Consider the following 16,616-nt stretch of genomic DNA (forward strand, 5'->3'; position numbering starts at 1 on the left):
GGTTTGCACTTAATTCAACATCTATAAATCCTTTATTTCTAGTTTTAATCTTCACTTCAATTTTAGGAGGTGCTGATATATCACCAATTCTACATTGTTGACGGTATTTTAAAATCCTAGAATGATCCTTTTCATCAAAAAAGTCAAGAAAAACTTTACCTCTAAGATCAAAATAATTATTATACCCTAATAAGCGCTGAAGTCCTTTATTATAATTGGCTACTCTACCAGAGTATTCTGCAATAAAACTATCTTTTGCAGCATTAATCATCGATTTTAACCAAATCTTTTTACTTTGATTTAGCTCTTCTGATCTTTTTCTTTCTGTAATATCAGTGATTGCTCCAACGAAACGTAATAACTTCCCTTCTGAATCATAAATTGGCCTTCCTTGAATATTTAAATATTCTCTATCATGGTTTTTAATTAGGTTTTCATGGCATTTAATATCTAAATCAATAGGCTTATGAAATAAGTACAAGTCTTTTAATGCCTCTTTAAAAATAAAACGGTAATGTTTGTCTATGTATTTTAATTGTGTCTGAAAAGAAGGTACATCTTGTTTTTTTGCGTCTGCTCCTAAAAATATAAACAACTGATCAGACCAATGATATTTCTTTTCTTTCACTTCATATACCCAATTACCTACTTGGGTTACACGTTGGATCTCATCTATAAAGGTTTCATTCCTCTCTAATAAACGAATTGCTTTTTTCTGTTGAGTAATATCTTGTAATCCTCCATACAATCCTACTACTCTATCATGTCTAATAATAGGTCGTCCGGTTAAACGTACCCATTGCTCTCCTTTATATTTAGGGTAAATTAAAAGTTCTAAATCAAAATCTGATTGTGTTCTGTATGCTTGATTTAATATTGTTTTAACGCGTTTTAAAGAGGATTCATCACACATAGAGAGTAATGCTCCAGGATTTCTAAAAACAAACTCTTGTGATATACCAATTACTTGAGAGACCTCGTTAGTTACTTTCATAGATTTAGAGTAGCGATCATAAACCCATCCGCAAGCTTTTATTAAGCGTTGCATTTCCTCTAACATCTGGCTATTTTGTTCTTTTTGTGTGGCATTTTTTAATGTTGCCATCACACCATATCGCGTATCAGATAATTTAACTTTACGAGTGTCTACCTCAAAGAGAATTGACTCTCCATCTCTTTTAACTAAATCAAGAAATAGTGTTTCAGGAGATTCTACATCATGTGAAGAGATAATTTCTTTAAATTCACTTTTAAAATGCTTTCTTAAAGTAGGGTGAATATAATCTGAAAAATCAGTTCCAATGACCTCTGTATTTTTTAACTGTAATAGATCTAATAAATGATCATTTACTCGAACCAAACGACCATCATTATCTATAATTGTAAAACCAATTGTACTTTGATTTAAAACAGTTGAGAATAATTCTTCTATTGTAGATCTAGCAGTAACATCTTTACTTATCACTAAACATGCTAAAACAACTCCTTCTGTATTTTTTATTGGTTGGTAATGAGTTCTTAAAAATATTGGTTTACCTACAGTTGATTCATAAGATATTTCTGAAAAGAATTGCTCACCATTTAAAGCTTTTGATACTCCTATTTTTAATCTTTCATATCTATTAACCAATTCATTAAACTTTACACCCTCTTTTTTTGGAGTGTGCATTAATTTTCTTCTTAATAGTTTAGCTGCTTGATTATAATGAATAAATTCATAATCGTGATCTACTAAAAAAATAGCATCATCAGAATGTTTTAAAAGGAGATCTACTAATAATTGGTCAAATTGATTAGCTTTTAATTGAATGTCTTTTAATGATAATAGCTCTCTATATTGTTTTTCCCTTATGGATAAAGCAGAGGAATTATCATCAACGATCTTTTTAATTATAATAAACTCATGAACAATCAGATCTAATTCAATTTCAATTTTTTCTCCTTCTTGATTATATAACTTTTGGAATATTTTTTCCTCTGGTTTCAACTCTTTGAACGAACCAATGAAGATACCTTTCCATTCTAATGGACAAATATCAAAGAAGTATACTTCTTCTAACGAGGAAAAATTAGGCAAAATCTCACTACCCTTATTACTTTCAATTAATAAGAAATTCTTTTTCTGAACTACTAAAAAAGGAATATTTTTGTCTTTCTCTATTTGAGTTAGGAAAGTCTTATTTAACATAGTAAGTTTCGAATATAGTAGTTAAAGTCATTCGCAGATAGAAATATAATTAGTAAATATACATTTTTTCGATTAAAAATTAACCGTACAAATATACAATGTCAATAGAACTGTCTAAAATTGTCACTGGAGTATGGAATTGGGGAAACCTATCTACTCAAGAAATAAACTCGCTTATCCACCAAAGTATAGATGCTGGTATTACGAGTTTTGACCACGCCGATATTTATGGAGGATATACAATTGAGGGGAAATTTGGTGAAGCCCTTAAATTATCTCCTGAAATTAAGTCTAAAATGCAGGTTATTACTAAATGTGGTATCAAACTTACTACAGCTAATAGACCTGAACATAGTATTAAGTCCTATGATTCTTCTAAAAAACATATCATTACATCTGCAGAAAATTCTTTAAAAGAATTAAATATCGATGTTATTGATTATCTTCTGATTCATCGTCCTGATCCTTTGTTAAATCCTCTTGAAGTTGCAGATGCTTTTCAAACACTTAAAGATCAAGGAAAGGTTAAAGCTTTTGGAGTAAGTAATTTCTTACCACATCAAGTAAATGCCCTTAATAAGTTTACTCCTTTAAGTATTAATCAAATTGAGATTTCACCGTTGCAGACAAATGCATTGTTTGATGGCTCTTTAGATAATTGTATTGAGCATGGTATAAAACCTATGGCTTGGTCTCCTTTAGGAAATGGAAAAATATTTTCTGGAGAATCAGATCACAATATATATCTCCGTAAAGTTATTCAAGAAGTGGGGGTTAAATATGACTTAGCCATTGATCAAACAATATTTGCATGGCACTTAACACACCCTGCCGGTATTACACCAGTGTTAGGAACAACAAAAGGAAGTCGTATTGAAACTGCTGCAGAAGTATTATCTACAAAATTAGAAAGAGAGGATTGGTTTAGAATTCTTGAAGCTTCACTTGGACACGAAGTACCTTAAGCAAATAATTATTTATGTCTGATAAAACATCAAAAATACAAGATCCTGGAGTTGGTGTTCAATATGATCATGAAACCAAAAGGATAATCAATTCCAATGGTTCATTTAACGTTAGAAGAAAAGGCACTGCCAATTTTGTAAGAGACGCCTATCATTGGTTAATTTCAATCCGGTGGTTTCCGTTTGTTATTGTTGTGGGAAGTGTAATTCTTTCTACCAATATTATTTATGCATTCCTGTACATGGCATGTGGCTTAGAAGATATATCTGGTGTAATTGTAAGCGATAGTATGGGTGACAATTTCACTCAAGCATTGTTTTTTAGTGTCCAGACTTTTACCACTGTTGGGTATGGAGCTATGGCACCAGAAAGTAATGTTATTGGAATAATTGCAAGTATTGAAGCTTTTAATGGCTTGTTGTTATCTGCTTTTAGTACCGGTATTCTTTATGGTCGTTTTTCTAGACCATTATCTAAAATTATTTTTTCTAAAAATGCTATCATTACACTCTTTAAGGATACCAACAAGAAGAGTTTACAGTTTAGAATAATAAATAAAAGAGCGAATACGCTACTAAACCTTAGAGCATCTGTTTTTATTTCTATCCAAGAGCCAATTACTACCTCTGAAGGAAAAGAAATACATAAACGTAACTTTTTTGATTTATCATTAGAAAGATCTAAAATTATGTTTATGCCTTTATCTTGGACTTTAGTACATATGATAGATGAGCAAAGTCCACTCTATGGGATCACACAAGAAGAAATGATAAAAAGACATGCCGAAGTTTTAATCACTTTAAAAGTATATGATGAAACTTTTGGGCAAGATACTTATACTTATCATTCTTATTATGCAACAGATTTCTTAGAAGGAAAACGTTTTATTAGAAACTTTCAAGTTGATGATGAAGGTGATATTATTCTTAATGTAAATGATGTTCATAATATAGAAGATCAACCAAATTATCAGAAATAATTAAGCTAGGCCATCTTTAACTTTTTGAGCTTTACTGTTACCTATGAGATCTGCTATCTCTTCTACAGAAGCTGCTTTAATGTTAGAGATGGTTTTATATTGCCTCAATAATTTTTGAATTGTATTTGGACCCACTCCTGGAATATCTTCTAGCTTTGTATGTATACTAGCATTACTTCTTAAATTTCTATGGAATGTTATACCAAACCTATGTGCTTCATCTCTTAAACGTTGCACTAATTGTAATGACCTCGACTTTTTACTTAAATGTAAAGGAATTGGATCTTCTGGGAAGAAAATTTCTTCTAATTTCTTAGCAATACCAATTATTGGTAATTTCCCATATAAACCTAAACTTTTTAATGCTTCACAAGCAGCACTAAGCTGTCCTTTTCCTCCATCAATAATTACTAATTGGGGTAATTTTTGATTTTCAGCCAACAATCTTTTATACCTTCTATAAACTGCTTCTTCCATAGACGCAAAATCATCTGGACCTACTACAGTTTTAACATGAAAATGTCTATAGTCTTTTTTAGCAGGTTTTCCATCTTTAAAAACCACGCAAGCAGATACAGGGTGTGTTCCTTGGATATTAGAGTTATCAAAACATTCTATATGTACTGGAACATCTTTTAATTGAAGTTCTGACTTTAATTGTAATAAAGTTTGATAGCTACTTTTTCTATCACTAATCTCTCCTCTAGACGTCTCCCTCTCTCTCTTGTAATACATTGCATTTTTAAATGAAAGCTGTATTAACTTTTTCCCATCACCAATTTTAGGAACGGTAACTTCCATTCTATCATCTTCTTCTAGAAAGTCAGATACATCTATATTTACAAACACTCTTCTTGATGCTGTATGGTAACGCTGTCTGAATTCCATAATAGCATGTAATAGAATATCAGCATCAGACTCATCCATTTTTTTTGTAATCTGTGTTGATTCAGAATTTACAATTCCGCCATTCATAATCTTGATAAAGTTTACATACGCAAACTTATCATCTGAGACTATTGCATAGACTTCTATTTCTCTGACTGTAGGAGATACTACTAATGATTTTGATTGATAATTAGTAATAAGTTCAAGTTTCTGTTTCCATTTATTTGCTTCTTCAAAAGCTAAATTAGTGACAGCTTCTTCCATCTTTAATGTAAAATACTCTCTAGCTACACCTAAATTACCTTTTAAAATTTGCAGTACCTGATCTATATCTTCGTTATAACTTCCTTCTTGTTGTTTTCCTTCGCAAGGCCCTAAGCAATTATTGATATGATATTCTAAACAAACAGCATATTTACCCGCTGCAACATTCTCTCTAGATAAATTATAAGTACAATTACGAATTTTATATAACTGCTTAAAAAGATCTAATAAAGCAGTCATTGTTCTTCCACTAGGATAAGGACCAAAATAACGATGTCTCTTATCTTGAGTATTTCTTGTTGAAAAAACACGAGGGAAACGTTCTTTAGTTACACAGATATATGGATATGTTTTATCATCTTTTAAAAGAATATTGTATTTAGGCTGATTTTTTTTGATGAGATTATTTTCCAATAATAAGGCATCAAATTCAGTATCAACAACTACATATTCTATTTTTCTGATTTCCGAAACGAGCTTTTTTGTTTTACGGTTCATTGCCGTTTGCTTCAGAAAATATGATGAAACTCTATTTTTTAGCTTTTTGGCTTTGCCGATGTAAATGATCTTTCCATCCTCATTAAGGTATTTATAAACTCCGGGTTGCATTGGCAGGTTTTTCACCACCTCCATCAATTTATCTTTATGATCCATTCGACTTCCTTATTGCTTTTAATTTTTTGTTCTCTAGTAAAACTAAGAGAGGTTTATCTAAAATAAAAAATGCACGTTACTTTATTAGCAACGTGCATTTAATTTATATTTTGAAAAACACTATTTCATGTATTTATTTAATAAATTGAAACGAGCCTCTACCATTTTATCCTGATCATAAGTAGATGGATCTACTTTTAATGGTTTTGCTAAGATAGATGCCAATTTTATTTTCTGACGTCTTGATAGTTTATCAATGTCTTTTTTATAATAATAATCTGCAGCCTCTCCAATACCATAAATATTCTCCCCCCACTCTGCATAATTTAGATACAATTCAAAAATTCTTGATTTATCTAAAATCATTTCCATTTCCATTGCAGCAAAACTTTCTAAATACTTACCCATATTATTATTATGGGGCATTAAAAACATTGTTCTTGCTACTTTTTGAGAAATAGATGCATTATTAAGTGCTGTCTTTTCTGTAATACCATTGTGTATATTAAAAGAAGGGTCGTCGATACCAATTATTGCAGTCTGCAAATCAGTTGGAACAACATCTTTAGGAATAAATTTTGGTGTTTGTACGTGTTTTAAATCAAAGTGAGATCTTGCACACATATACATAGACATTGTAGGATTTGCCCATTTTACATATAGTGCACCAAATGCTATATACACAGCAAAAAACAAATGAATACTAAGTACAAAAATGGCTAATCGTTTAATAAAAGGGATAAACATGTTAGTAAGGATTTTATCAAGTAAATGATGTTATTAGGTATATATACAAAATAACAATTACTTCTCACTTTTTAGAGTGTTTAAGCTAAAATTTTAAATAAAGTTTAATAAAGATCATTCTTTTATTAAAAAAATGAAAGTAATTTAATCGTTTTCTTCATTTTTTCTTATTGGAGCTACAATAGAAATACGTTCCCATATCGCTACTAAATTACATCCATCAGGATCTTCTTGTAAGAAAATTGAAAACTGCTGAAATATTCTGAAAGAATTTAATGCTGGTAATTTCACTCTAAATACATCTTCTTTTTGATTATATTTAAAAGTCCCCCATGCACCTTGTGCCTTATTTACTACTAGTGTCCATTCTGCTGTATCCGGAATTGCATATAAAGAATATGTACCAGCCTCTAATGGTTCCCCTGCCAAAGTAACATCTTCTGTAATTGTTATTTCTGTGGCATCATCATCACCAAATCGCCATAATTTTCTCCAAGGAACAGAAACTCCAAATTTTTTATCAAAATCAGATTTCATCTTAGGTCTACCGTATGTAATTTTTACATACGTACCATTATCCATTTTATAGGTAGCTAAGCCAGTATCACTTTTTCTAGGCTTATGTTTTAATTCTTGTGCAAATAGTTTCCCGATACAAAGAAATAACACTAAGAGCAGTATATGTTTTTTCATTCTGATTTTGGATTAAAAAAGAAGCGAACAGTATATAAGATACTGTTCGCTTCAAATATCGTAAACTTAAACACCTTATCAATAATGAAAAGGAAGTTTTTCGTCAATATTAATTAAAGGAAGAATTCTACAGAACACCTTTTGTACTAGGTATCTCATTATTACCTTCTTCTACTTGAATTGCCATTCTTACTGCTTTAGCAAATGATTTAAATGTTCCCTCAATAATATGATGGTCATTATCACCTGTTGATTTAATATTTAAATTACAACCAGAAGCATCAGAAAATGATTTAAAGAAATGAGAAAACATTTCTACGGGGAAATCACCAACACTCTCTCTCGATAATGGTGCATCACATACAAACCAAGGTCTTCCTGAGAAATCTAGAGCTACTTGCGCTAAAACTTCATCCATTGGAGCTATAAAGAAACCATAACGGGCTATACCTCTTTTATCACCTAAAGCTTTTTTAAATGCTTCTCCAATAGCTAAACCAGTATCTTCAATAGTATGGTGCTCATCTATATACAAATCCCCTTCTACTTTTACAGTTAGATCAATTTTTCCATGACGAGCAACTTGATGGAGCATGTGATCAAAAAAGCCAATCCCTGTAGAAAGGTCAGACTTACCAGTTCCATCTAAATTAACACCAATAAGGATTTTAGTTTCGTTGGTTACACGTTCAACACGTGCCATTCTTCCATTTGGAGAATAGTTTTTTAAATAGTTATATATTTCAACCCAAGATTTAGTTTCTAATACTGCTTCTGAGTTTTGATTATCTCCAATAAAAATTCCTTTAGCTCCTAAATTTTTAGCTAACTCAATATCTGTTAAACGATCACCGATTACAAAAGAGTTCTCTAAATCATAATCACCTGACATATATTTAGCCATTAGACCTGTTCTTGGTTTACGAGTTGGAGCATTTTCGTGTTCGAAAGTTTTATCGATCAACATATCGTCAAACTCAATACCTTCACCTTTTAAGGTTTCAAGCATTTTATTGTGAGCAGGCCAAAAAGTTTCTTCAGGGTAGCTATCTGTACCTAAACCATCTTGATTAGTAACCATTACTAATTCATAATCCAGTTCTGTAGCTATTTTCTGTAACTGAGAAATTGCTTGTGGGACAAATGCTAATTTTTCTAATGAATCTACCTGGAAATCTACAGGAGGTTCAACAATTATAGTTCCATCACGGTCTATAAATAATGCCTTTTTCATGTTTTAAAGTTTGTTGTTAATTGTCTGACAGTTTATTGTATTGTACCGTTTCTCCATTTTTTTACGGTATCAAACCACACACGTTTGTAATCATACGATCTTTTTAGTTCGTAATGAGTACCCGTAAATTGATTATTATCTTCTATAAAATCAAATTCAACTTGACCATGATTTAAGTTGCTATCATAAGACCAACGTATACCACCATCTATATTTGAAATTTCAGAAGGTGGCCCAAAGATAATATAAACAATACCTCTATCCGTCTTCCAGCCCTCTTTATATTCTGTAAATTTAATATTTGCATCAGTCACTCTATCAAAATACAATTTAATTAAGCGCTTAGCATTGTCTGGTGAACCTGCAATATTCATCCAAAAGTTTTCAAATGCCTTACGTGGGCGACTACCTGTTTTAAATGAAGCCATCTCATTTTGAGTAGAAATATATACTAATGATGGGTATACATTTTTCATTTTTTTATACTTCGGAAAATCAGATGGCATAGCTGTAAACCCTACTCCTTCTCTTGAAGTTGTATCTGTTTGAATAAAATACAACCCCGTATTTGTTACCTGAATAGGTATATTTGGTTGTACTTCAAAAGTTGTATCAACAACCATTGGATTTCCAGAGTTTGCATTTTCAACCATAGGTGGTGGAGCAGGCATAAAATCTGTTGAGAAATGAAATACATAATAATGTTGAGAATTATCTCCTTTAATAGTGACATTCTCCCCTTGTCTAATATATTTTGCACCACCGCCTAAATCTACATTAAAGGCAGATTGGGCTAATAATGAACCTATAGACAAAGTATTTATTAATGTGATAAGTAATATAATAGTTCGTTTCATCAAATAAATCTATATAGAGCTGTTGCTAGGTACTAAGTATAAATTATCTATTATAATAAATCAATAAGTTGATAAATAGATAATATTAGTATTAAGTTAATGAATGTCTGTAAATAACAAAAGAGGTTTGAATCAATTACACATGATTCAAACCTCTTTTTGTAAATTCATCTTTAAGAAAGTCTCTTTTTAAGAAAAAGTAATGTTCTTAGATGATTTTAAATATTCGTCTTAAATAATTTTATTGCTATTGCCAAAAGGATTATACCAAATATTTTTCTTAGAATATTTGCACCTCCTTGTCCAAGTTTTTTTTGAATCCAACCTGAACTTTTTAAGACTATATAAACAAATAGTAGGTTAATGATAATCCCTAAAAGAATACTAAAATTAGAATATTCTGATTTTAAGGAAATTATTGTTGTCATACTACCTGCTCCTGCTATTAAAGGAAAAGCCAAAGGTACAATAGATCCAGATCCTCCCTCTTCGGCTTCACTTTTAAAAAGCACAATGCCTAATATCATTTCTAAACCTAATAAAAATAAGATTATAGCACCTGCTATGGCAAATGAGCTAACATCTATTCCAAATAAACCTAGTAATTTCTTACCTAATGCGAGAAAAATAATCATGATAATACCTGCTACAATAGTAGCTTTACCAGATTGTATTTTTCCTTCTTTTTCTCTTAAATCAATAATTATAGGAATTGAACCGATAATATCGATTACTGAAAATAAGATTAGTGACACTGATGCCACTGCTTTAAATGAAACGTCAAAATCCATTTAAGTAATTGTTAAAACTTATTATTCTGTTACGAAACCAGCCGCTTCTAAATCTTTCCAATAACTTGGATACGATTTTTCTACAACTTCTGGCTCATCAATTTCTAGTTGACCTAATATAGACAAAGGAGCGAAGGCCATTGCCATTCTATGATCTTCATAAGTGTTAATAGACTGACCTTCAATAGTAATACCGCCTTTTGGTACTATTATTTCTTCGTCACCTACTACCTCTATTTCTAAACCAAGTTTCTTGATTTCGTTTTGCAAAGCAGCAATTCTATCTGTCTCTTTAATTCTTAAACTTTGAAGACCAATCATTCTACCTTCCATTCCCAATGCCGCTACTAATGCTACAATTGTTTGAGCAAGATCTGGGCAATGTGTAAAATCAAAGAAAAATTTATCTGCTCTTGCTGTTTTTGTTAAACGAACTCCATCGGCTTCGAAAGTACTTTCTACACCTAGCTGCTTCATCATCTCAACAATAGCTTTATCACCTTGAAGGGAATTTTCGCGTAAGTTTAAAATTTTAATTTCAGCTACATCAGCTAAAGCTGCAATACTGTACCAATAACTAGCACCTGACCAGTCAGATTCAATAGTATATGCACCACTTTTATATTCTTGAGGTGCTACAATAATTTCATTTTCTACCCAAGTATATTTAATTCCAAAGCTTTCCATTAAGCTTAAAGTCATTAGAATGTAAGGTTTTGAATTTACCTCTCCTTCTAAAATAACTTTCAACCCTTTTGGTAATGTTGGTGCTACTAGTAATAATGCAGAGATATATTGACTACTTACATCTCCTCTAATATTAACAGTATCAGAAGTTTGTTCAAAATTATTGATTTGATGTGGAGGGTAACCATCCTTTTTCAAATACTCTATATTTGCTCCAATTGAACGTAAAGCATCAACTAAAATTCCTATAGGCCTATCTTGCATACGAGGTGTTCCCGTCATGATAGATTTACGGTTATTAGCTGTTGCATATGCCGTTAAAAATCTCATTGTTGTACCTGCATCCAATACGTCTAATGTTTCTTCTGATGAATCTAAAAGACGCATCATTGTTTGCGTATCTCTTGCCATAGAGATATTTGACAACTCAATTTCTTCGGTTGCTGATGCTTGAATTATTAACGCTCTATTACTTTCACTTTTTGATGATACTAATGGTACATCAATTTTTACGCTTTTACTCGGGTGGTAGATTTTCATTGATTTGTTAGTTTTGTTTGTTTTCAAAAATTTCCATTTCAAAAAGTTTCTCAAGATGTTTTTTTACAACCTCTTCAACTTCATTCATTGGCAATTCCCTTCCTAATTCATTTTGCATAGAAGTAACTGCTTTATCAGAAATACCACATGGTACTATATTTCCGAAATAGTTTAGGTTTGCATTTACATTAAAAGCAAAACCATGCATGGTTACCCATCTACTTGTTTTAACTCCTAAAGCACATATTTTTCTAGGGTTTGGATCACCTTCTTCACCAATCCAAACACCAGTAAGACCTTCAATTCTACCTGCTTTTATTCCATAATCTTTTAATGTTAAGATAATGGCTTCTTCAAGTAGTCTCAAGTATTTATGTATATCTGTAAAAAAGTTATCCAAATCTAATATAGGATAACCTACTATTTGCCCAGGACCATGGTAAGTGATATCTCCTCCTCTGTTGATTTTAAAAAATTCAACATGTTCTCTTTCTAACCCTTCTTTATCAAGTAAAAGGTGTTCTTCTTTACCACTTTTACCTAAAGTATAGACATGAGGATGCTCTACAAAAAGCAAATAATTTTTTGTAGGAAGTGCTTCTTCACCTCGATCAGTTCTTCTTCTATTTTCTAGTTTTGTTTGAACTATTTCATCAAACAACTCTGTTTGGTAATCCCAAGCTTTTGCATAGGGCATTTTACCAATATGCTGATATTCTACTTTTTTGTTCATGTTCTCTCCGGTAACTAAATCAGGAACATTATGAATAGGTTTATTTTCTTACCCGTTCTAAATGATTTAAATTAAATCATACCGCGAATTTGCACAAAAAAACCTCTCCTTTAAAAAGAAGAGGTTCTTATCTACAAAAAAGTAGGTATTTTTCTAGTTAGATGACTTAATATACGCCAAAAAGTCACCTTGTATCCCAAGAGTGTTCGCTAATTTAAGCATAGCAGTAGCTTCCATCTCACTGATGTAACCTTTTCTATTATTAGCGTCCCATGCGAGACATATATATTTTAACCTTGTTTCAGGAGGAAAATCCATCATTACATCAGAAAGATAATCTTTTGCTCTATCAAAAGCATTTACATAATCTTCTCCAATGAATTGAGTAGCCCATTCTAGCTCATCATGACCTTGAATGTTAGTAGCAGTTTCCTCCAAGATAGCTTGTTCATCTTCATCTAACCCATGATAATGAAATATCACTGATTTGATTAATAAGTAAGCTTTTTTCTCTTCACTAGTCATTTTTATCCTAATTGGAGGTTTCTATCTAGACAAAGATAGCATTATTGATTGTTTAGCCAAATAAACGTTAACAGTTCTTCTTATTAAGATTGTTTACAAATAACACTTATTCAAATAATAAACTAATAATCAATATATTAAACAGAATACATTTTCTAATATACAAAAAGAGATTCTATAAAAACTACATGTTTTATAGAATCTCTTTCTAAATAACTACTATTTTTTTGATTACCTCTATCTACTTGTCAAAATAGAAAGTGATTAACCTAAATTATTTTACTTTCTTTTTAAAATACTCTAAAGTTCTTTTTAGACCTTCAGCTCTATCAATTGTAGGGTTCCAATCTAAAACTTCTTGTGCTCTAGTAATATCTGGCTGACGTTGTTTAGGGTCGTCTTTTGGTAAATCTAAATAGACAACTTTACTTCCCGAGTCTGTCAGTTTTACAATCTCTTCTGCAAAATCTTTAATTGAAATTTCTTGAGGATTACCAATATTTACTGGGTCATGGTAGTCTGACATCGTTAAACGGAAAATTCCTTCAACTAAATCATCTACATAACAAAATGATCTAGTTTGAGAACCATCTCCAAAAATTGTTATGTCTTCGCCTCTTAATGCTTGACTCATAAATGCGGGTAAAGCACGACCATCATTTAAACGCATTCTTGGGCCGTATGTATTAAAAATACGAACCATTCCTGTATTTACACCATGGAATGTATGATAACCCATTGTAATTGCTTCTTGAAAGCGTTTGGCTTCATCATAAACACCTCTTGGACCAATTGGGTTTACATTACCCCAATAGTCTTCTTTCTGAGGATGAACATTTGGATCACCATAAACTTCAGAAGTTGATGCAATCATGAAACGAGCCTTTTTCACTCTTGCTAAACCTAAAAGATTATATGGAGCCAAAGATCCAACTTTTAAAGTTTGGATAGGCATCTCTAAATAATCAATTGGGCTTGCTGGTGAAGCAAAGTGTAATATATAATCTAAATCACCAGAAACGTGTACATATTTAGTCACATCATGGTGGAAAAATTCAAAATTCTTATTCCCAAAAAGATGAGATATATTGTCTTCACTTCCTGTTAGGAAGTTGTCCATACCTACAACCTTAAAACCATTTGCTAAAAACTTATCACATAAATGTGATCCAAGGAAGCCTGCAGCACCTGTAATTAATACTCTTTTCATTTTATAAATAGTTTAGCTTAATAAATTGTAGTTCTACCGATACTGTTATAATAGAAACCAAGTTCCTTCATATCTTTTGTATTATATAAGTTTCTGCCATCAAAGATTACTTTATCTTTCATAAGCTCTCCCATATAATTAAAATCAGGTGTTCTGAATAAGTTCCACTCCGTCACAATTCCTAATGCATCAACACCCTTCAATGCATCATATCTATGCTCTACAAATGTAACCTGATCACCGAAAATCTCTTTCATATTCTCCATAGCTTCTGGGTCATATGCGTAAACTTCTGCACCTGCTTTCAGTAACTCTCTAATTGTATAAATAGCTGGAGCCTCTCTAATATCATCTGTATTGGGTTTAAATGCTAAACCCCAAATTGCTATTTTTTTCCCTTTTAAATTACCATCAAAATAAGCATTCATTTTTTCTGCTAACTTAAATTTCTGAGCACCATTCACTCCCATTACAGAGTCTAGTAATTTAAAGTCATAGTCATGCTCTTTAGCAGTTTTAAATAATGCTTGAACATCTTTTGGAAAACATGATCCTCCATAACCTACTCCTGAGAATAAGAAACGTTTACCAATTCTTCCATCAGAACCCATACCAATACGAACATTATCAACGTTTGCTCCAACTTTTTCGCAAAGGTTAGCAATCTCGTTCATAAATGTAATTCTTGTTGCTAAGTAAGAGTTGGCTGCATACTTTGTCATTTCAGCAGAACGCTCATCCATAAAATAAATTGGATTACCCTGACGAACAAACGGTTCATAAAGACGCTGCATTGTTTCTTTTGCTCTTTCTGAAGAAGTACCAATTACAACTCTATCTGGGCGAAGGAAGTCATCTACTGCAACACCTTCTCTTAAAAACTCAGGGTTTGACACTACATCAAAAGCACCTTTACAATTTTTTGCAACAACAGCATGTACTTTTTCGGCAGTGCCTACAGGAACAGTACTTTTATCTACTAAAACTTTATATTCATCCTTATCAATAATATGTCCTATTTGTTCAGCAACGCCTAAAACATACGATAAATCTGCAGAACCATCCTCACCAGGAGGTGTTGGTAATGCTAAGAAAATAACATCTGAAACCTTTACAGCTTCTTCTAAATTTGTTGTAAAAGATAAACGTTCCTCTTTAGTATTTCTAAGGAAAACAGTATCTAAACCTGGCTCATAAATTGTTAATTCTCCACCTTTAAGTTTTTCTACTTTTGAACTATCATTATCTACACAAATCACATGATGACCTGTTTCTGCAAAACAAGTACCTGATACTAACCCCACGTAACCTGTTCCTACAACTGCTATTTTCATTGTATATACTCTTTATTATTTAATTTCTTTTTAAAGATAATCTTCAATATTACCTTGACCTTGACGAATCACTTCAAAATCTCCATCTACTAGGTTTACTACTGTTGATAAGTGAATATTACCGTAACCACCATCTATTACTGCGTCTACTTGATTTCCATAATCCTCGTAGATCAATTCTGGATCTGTTGGGTATTCCAATATTTCATCTTCTTGTTTTAAAGATGTAGTTACAATTGGGTTACCTAACAAACGGACTAATTCTCGTGGTATATTATGATCTGGAACACGAATGCCCACTTCTTTCTTTTTTGTATCCACGAGCTTAGGTACAGAACTACTTGCTTTCATGATAAAAGTAAATGGACCTGGCAGTGCTTTTTTTATAACTCTGAATGCTGGCGTTTCTATGTGCTTCACATAATTTGTTATATCAGATAAATCATAGCAAATAAATGCAAGATTCATCTTATTAGGTTTTAAACCCTTAAAACGAATTAATTTTTTTAGTGCTGCTTGATTTGTAAGATCACAACCAACACCATAAACTGTATCAGTAGGGTAAATTACTAAACCTCCCTTTTTCAACACTTTAACAACCTCATTTAATACTCGCTCCTGAGGATTGTCAGGATTAATTCTAAATAACTCTGCCATGATATTTCAATTATTTGGTGAAGATAAAAGATGTTCTTATAAATTACTTATATATCCTTATAAACTCAATAAAAGTTTTACTATATATTGTCTTTATTAATTAAAATTATAATAAGTAAATGTCTTATATCACTATTCCTGTTAAAACACAGTACCTAAAGAAAGATTCTTCATTAAAGATAGAAAGAAGAAAGCTTCCAAAGGGGACTATAAAACATTGGAGCCCCTTATCAACTTCAGAATATTTAAAAATATACAATCAGGTTGGTGCTGAATGGGGGTGGACAGGTAGAGTCTTAATGTCTGATCAAGAATTATCTTCTTGGCTAGTATCTGATAATTGCAAACTACTTACTTTAATAGTTGATGAAGAAATTGCTGGTTTTATTGAATTTGATATTTCAAACCGAAAATCTATTGAAGTGGCCTACTTTGGATTACTACCTGCATTCATTGGTCAAAAATTAGGTTTATCTTTTTTAATGGAAAGCATTAGAGAAGTTGAAGAAGAATTAAAAGCTAAAGAAGTTTGGCTACATACTTGCCAATTTGATCATCCATTTGCTATTCAGGTTTATCAAAAAGCTGGTTTTTCAGTTATTAATGAATCTATTGATGATGAGCCTTATGAAGAAGCATTTTTGATAAAAAATAATTATAAATTCTAAT

General features: G+C 31.6%; 16 protein-coding genes (1 of these 16 only partly in view). 3 read left to right on the forward strand and 13 right to left on the reverse strand.

Translation table 11 applies throughout. The annotated features are described in order from the left end of the window. A protein-coding gene (locus KM029_RS11470; RefSeq protein WP_144073412.1) for a PAS domain S-box protein crosses the window boundary here: on the reverse strand, positions 1-2,188 show its 5' portion. Its footprint begins 785 nt before the window's first position; the window shows 2,188 of its 2,973 coding nt (coding positions 1-2,188); the start codon lies at positions 2,186-2,188; its stop codon lies beyond the left edge, outside the window. 98 nt (positions 2,189-2,286) lie between these two features. On the opposite strand from KM029_RS11470, the gene KM029_RS11475 reads away from it, so the two are divergent. Both KM029_RS11475 and KM029_RS11480 read left to right on the forward strand, forming a co-directional pair. Beyond that, positions 2,287-3,153, forward strand: coding sequence for an aldo/keto reductase (locus KM029_RS11475; RefSeq protein WP_144073413.1), 867 nt, complete (start codon positions 2,287-2,289; stop codon positions 3,151-3,153). A 14-nt stretch (positions 3,154-3,167) separates the two neighbouring features. Then, positions 3,168-4,133, forward strand: a complete 966-nt coding sequence (locus tag KM029_RS11480; protein WP_144073414.1) for an ion channel — start codon at positions 3,168-3,170, stop codon at positions 4,131-4,133. On the opposite strand, the gene uvrC is transcribed toward KM029_RS11480, so the two are convergent. The 12 genes from uvrC to KM029_RS11540 all read right to left on the reverse strand — a co-directional run bounded on the left by uvrC (position 4,134) and on the right by KM029_RS11540 (position 15,950). Then, positions 4,134-5,939, reverse strand: a complete 1,806-nt coding sequence (gene uvrC, locus KM029_RS11485; protein ID WP_144073415.1) for an excinuclease ABC subunit UvrC — start codon at positions 5,937-5,939, stop codon at positions 4,134-4,136. Between the two features lie 120 nt (positions 5,940-6,059). After that, positions 6,060-6,686, reverse strand: coding sequence for a transglycosylase domain-containing protein (locus tag KM029_RS11490; RefSeq protein ID WP_184679504.1), 627 nt, complete (start codon positions 6,684-6,686; stop codon positions 6,060-6,062). A gap of 144 nt (positions 6,687-6,830) precedes the next feature. Continuing rightward, positions 6,831-7,379 (reverse strand): DUF2911 domain-containing protein, encoded by a 549-nt coding sequence (locus KM029_RS11495; RefSeq protein WP_144073418.1) that lies wholly within the window; start codon positions 7,377-7,379, stop codon positions 6,831-6,833. A 127-nt stretch (positions 7,380-7,506) separates the two neighbouring features. Then, positions 7,507-8,613: a bifunctional histidinol-phosphatase/imidazoleglycerol-phosphate dehydratase HisB gene (gene hisB, locus KM029_RS11500; protein ID WP_144073419.1), complete on the reverse strand. Its 1,107-nt coding sequence runs from the start codon at positions 8,611-8,613 to the stop codon at positions 7,507-7,509. 32 nt (positions 8,614-8,645) lie between these two features. Continuing rightward, positions 8,646-9,470 carry a GWxTD domain-containing protein gene (locus tag KM029_RS11505; RefSeq protein ID WP_144073420.1) on the reverse strand — a complete coding sequence of 275 codons (825 nt, stop codon included), beginning with the start codon at positions 9,468-9,470 and terminating at the stop codon, positions 8,646-8,648. 218 nt (positions 9,471-9,688) lie between these two features. Next, a complete protein-coding gene (locus KM029_RS11510) occupies positions 9,689-10,261 on the reverse strand; it encodes a MarC family protein (protein ID WP_144073421.1) in 573 nt (190 codons plus the stop codon). 21 nt (positions 10,262-10,282) lie between these two features. Continuing rightward, a complete protein-coding gene (locus tag KM029_RS11515) occupies positions 10,283-11,488 on the reverse strand; it encodes a 3-phosphoshikimate 1-carboxyvinyltransferase (RefSeq protein WP_144073422.1) in 1,206 nt (401 codons plus the stop codon). A gap of 7 nt (positions 11,489-11,495) precedes the next feature. Next, complete coding sequence (lipB, locus tag KM029_RS11520) at positions 11,496-12,221, reverse strand: lipoyl(octanoyl) transferase LipB (protein ID WP_144073423.1); 726 nt, start codon at positions 12,219-12,221, stop codon at positions 11,496-11,498. A 153-nt stretch (positions 12,222-12,374) separates the two neighbouring features. Next, positions 12,375-12,746: a hypothetical protein gene (locus KM029_RS11525; protein ID WP_144073424.1), complete on the reverse strand. Its 372-nt coding sequence runs from the start codon at positions 12,744-12,746 to the stop codon at positions 12,375-12,377. A 274-nt stretch (positions 12,747-13,020) separates the two neighbouring features. After that, positions 13,021-13,956, reverse strand: a complete 936-nt coding sequence (locus KM029_RS11530) for a UDP-glucuronic acid decarboxylase family protein (protein ID WP_144073425.1) — start codon at positions 13,954-13,956, stop codon at positions 13,021-13,023. A 17-nt stretch (positions 13,957-13,973) separates the two neighbouring features. Next, positions 13,974-15,290, reverse strand: a complete 1,317-nt coding sequence (locus KM029_RS11535) for a UDP-glucose dehydrogenase family protein (RefSeq protein ID WP_144073426.1) — start codon at positions 15,288-15,290, stop codon at positions 13,974-13,976. Between the two features lie 30 nt (positions 15,291-15,320). After that, entirely contained in the window at positions 15,321-15,950 is a 630-nt protein-coding gene (locus KM029_RS11540) for an L-threonylcarbamoyladenylate synthase (RefSeq protein ID WP_205125486.1), read from the reverse strand. Positions 15,951-16,066: 116 nt separating this feature from the next. Between KM029_RS11540 and KM029_RS11545 the strand changes: the two genes are divergently transcribed. Further along, positions 16,067-16,615, forward strand: a complete 549-nt coding sequence (locus KM029_RS11545) for a GNAT family N-acetyltransferase (protein ID WP_144073428.1) — start codon at positions 16,067-16,069, stop codon at positions 16,613-16,615. Position 16,616: the final 1 nt, after the last annotated feature.

Source organism: Flammeovirga kamogawensis, from assembly GCF_018736065.1.
GTDB classification, from domain to species: domain Bacteria; phylum Bacteroidota; class Bacteroidia; order Cytophagales; family Flammeovirgaceae; genus Flammeovirga; species Flammeovirga kamogawensis.

Excerpts from the sequence above, each read along its gene's own strand:
- hisB (WP_144073419.1), bottom strand. The coding sequence starts at position 8,613 with ATGAAAAAGGCATTATTTATAGACCGTGATGGAACTATAATTGTTGAA.
- lipB (WP_144073423.1), bottom strand. The coding sequence starts at position 12,221 with ATGAACAAAAAAGTAGAATATCAGCATATTGGTAAAATGCCCTATGCA.
- KM029_RS11495 (WP_144073418.1), bottom strand. The coding sequence starts at position 7,379 with ATGAAAAAACATATACTGCTCTTAGTGTTATTTCTTTGTATCGGGAAA.
- KM029_RS11490 (WP_184679504.1), bottom strand. The coding sequence starts at position 6,686 with ATGTTTATCCCTTTTATTAAACGATTAGCCATTTTTGTACTTAGTATT.
- KM029_RS11530 (WP_144073425.1), bottom strand. The coding sequence starts at position 13,956 with ATGAAAAGAGTATTAATTACAGGTGCTGCAGGCTTCCTTGGATCACAT.
- KM029_RS11515 (WP_144073422.1), bottom strand. The coding sequence starts at position 11,488 with ATGAAAATCTACCACCCGAGTAAAAGCGTAAAAATTGATGTACCATTA.
- KM029_RS11480 (WP_144073414.1), top strand. The coding sequence starts at position 3,168 with ATGTCTGATAAAACATCAAAAATACAAGATCCTGGAGTTGGTGTTCAA.
- KM029_RS11510 (WP_144073421.1), bottom strand. The coding sequence starts at position 10,261 with ATGGATTTTGACGTTTCATTTAAAGCAGTGGCATCAGTGTCACTAATC.
- uvrC (WP_144073415.1), bottom strand. The coding sequence starts at position 5,939 with ATGGATCATAAAGATAAATTGATGGAGGTGGTGAAAAACCTGCCAATG.
- KM029_RS11475 (WP_144073413.1), top strand. The coding sequence starts at position 2,287 with ATGTCAATAGAACTGTCTAAAATTGTCACTGGAGTATGGAATTGGGGA.
- KM029_RS11505 (WP_144073420.1), bottom strand. The coding sequence starts at position 9,470 with ATGAAACGAACTATTATATTACTTATCACATTAATAAATACTTTGTCT.
- KM029_RS11535 (WP_144073426.1), bottom strand. The coding sequence starts at position 15,290 with ATGAAAATAGCAGTTGTAGGAACAGGTTACGTGGGGTTAGTATCAGGT.
- KM029_RS11525 (WP_144073424.1), bottom strand. The coding sequence starts at position 12,746 with ATGACTAGTGAAGAGAAAAAAGCTTACTTATTAATCAAATCAGTGATA.
- KM029_RS11545 (WP_144073428.1), top strand. The coding sequence starts at position 16,067 with ATGTCTTATATCACTATTCCTGTTAAAACACAGTACCTAAAGAAAGAT.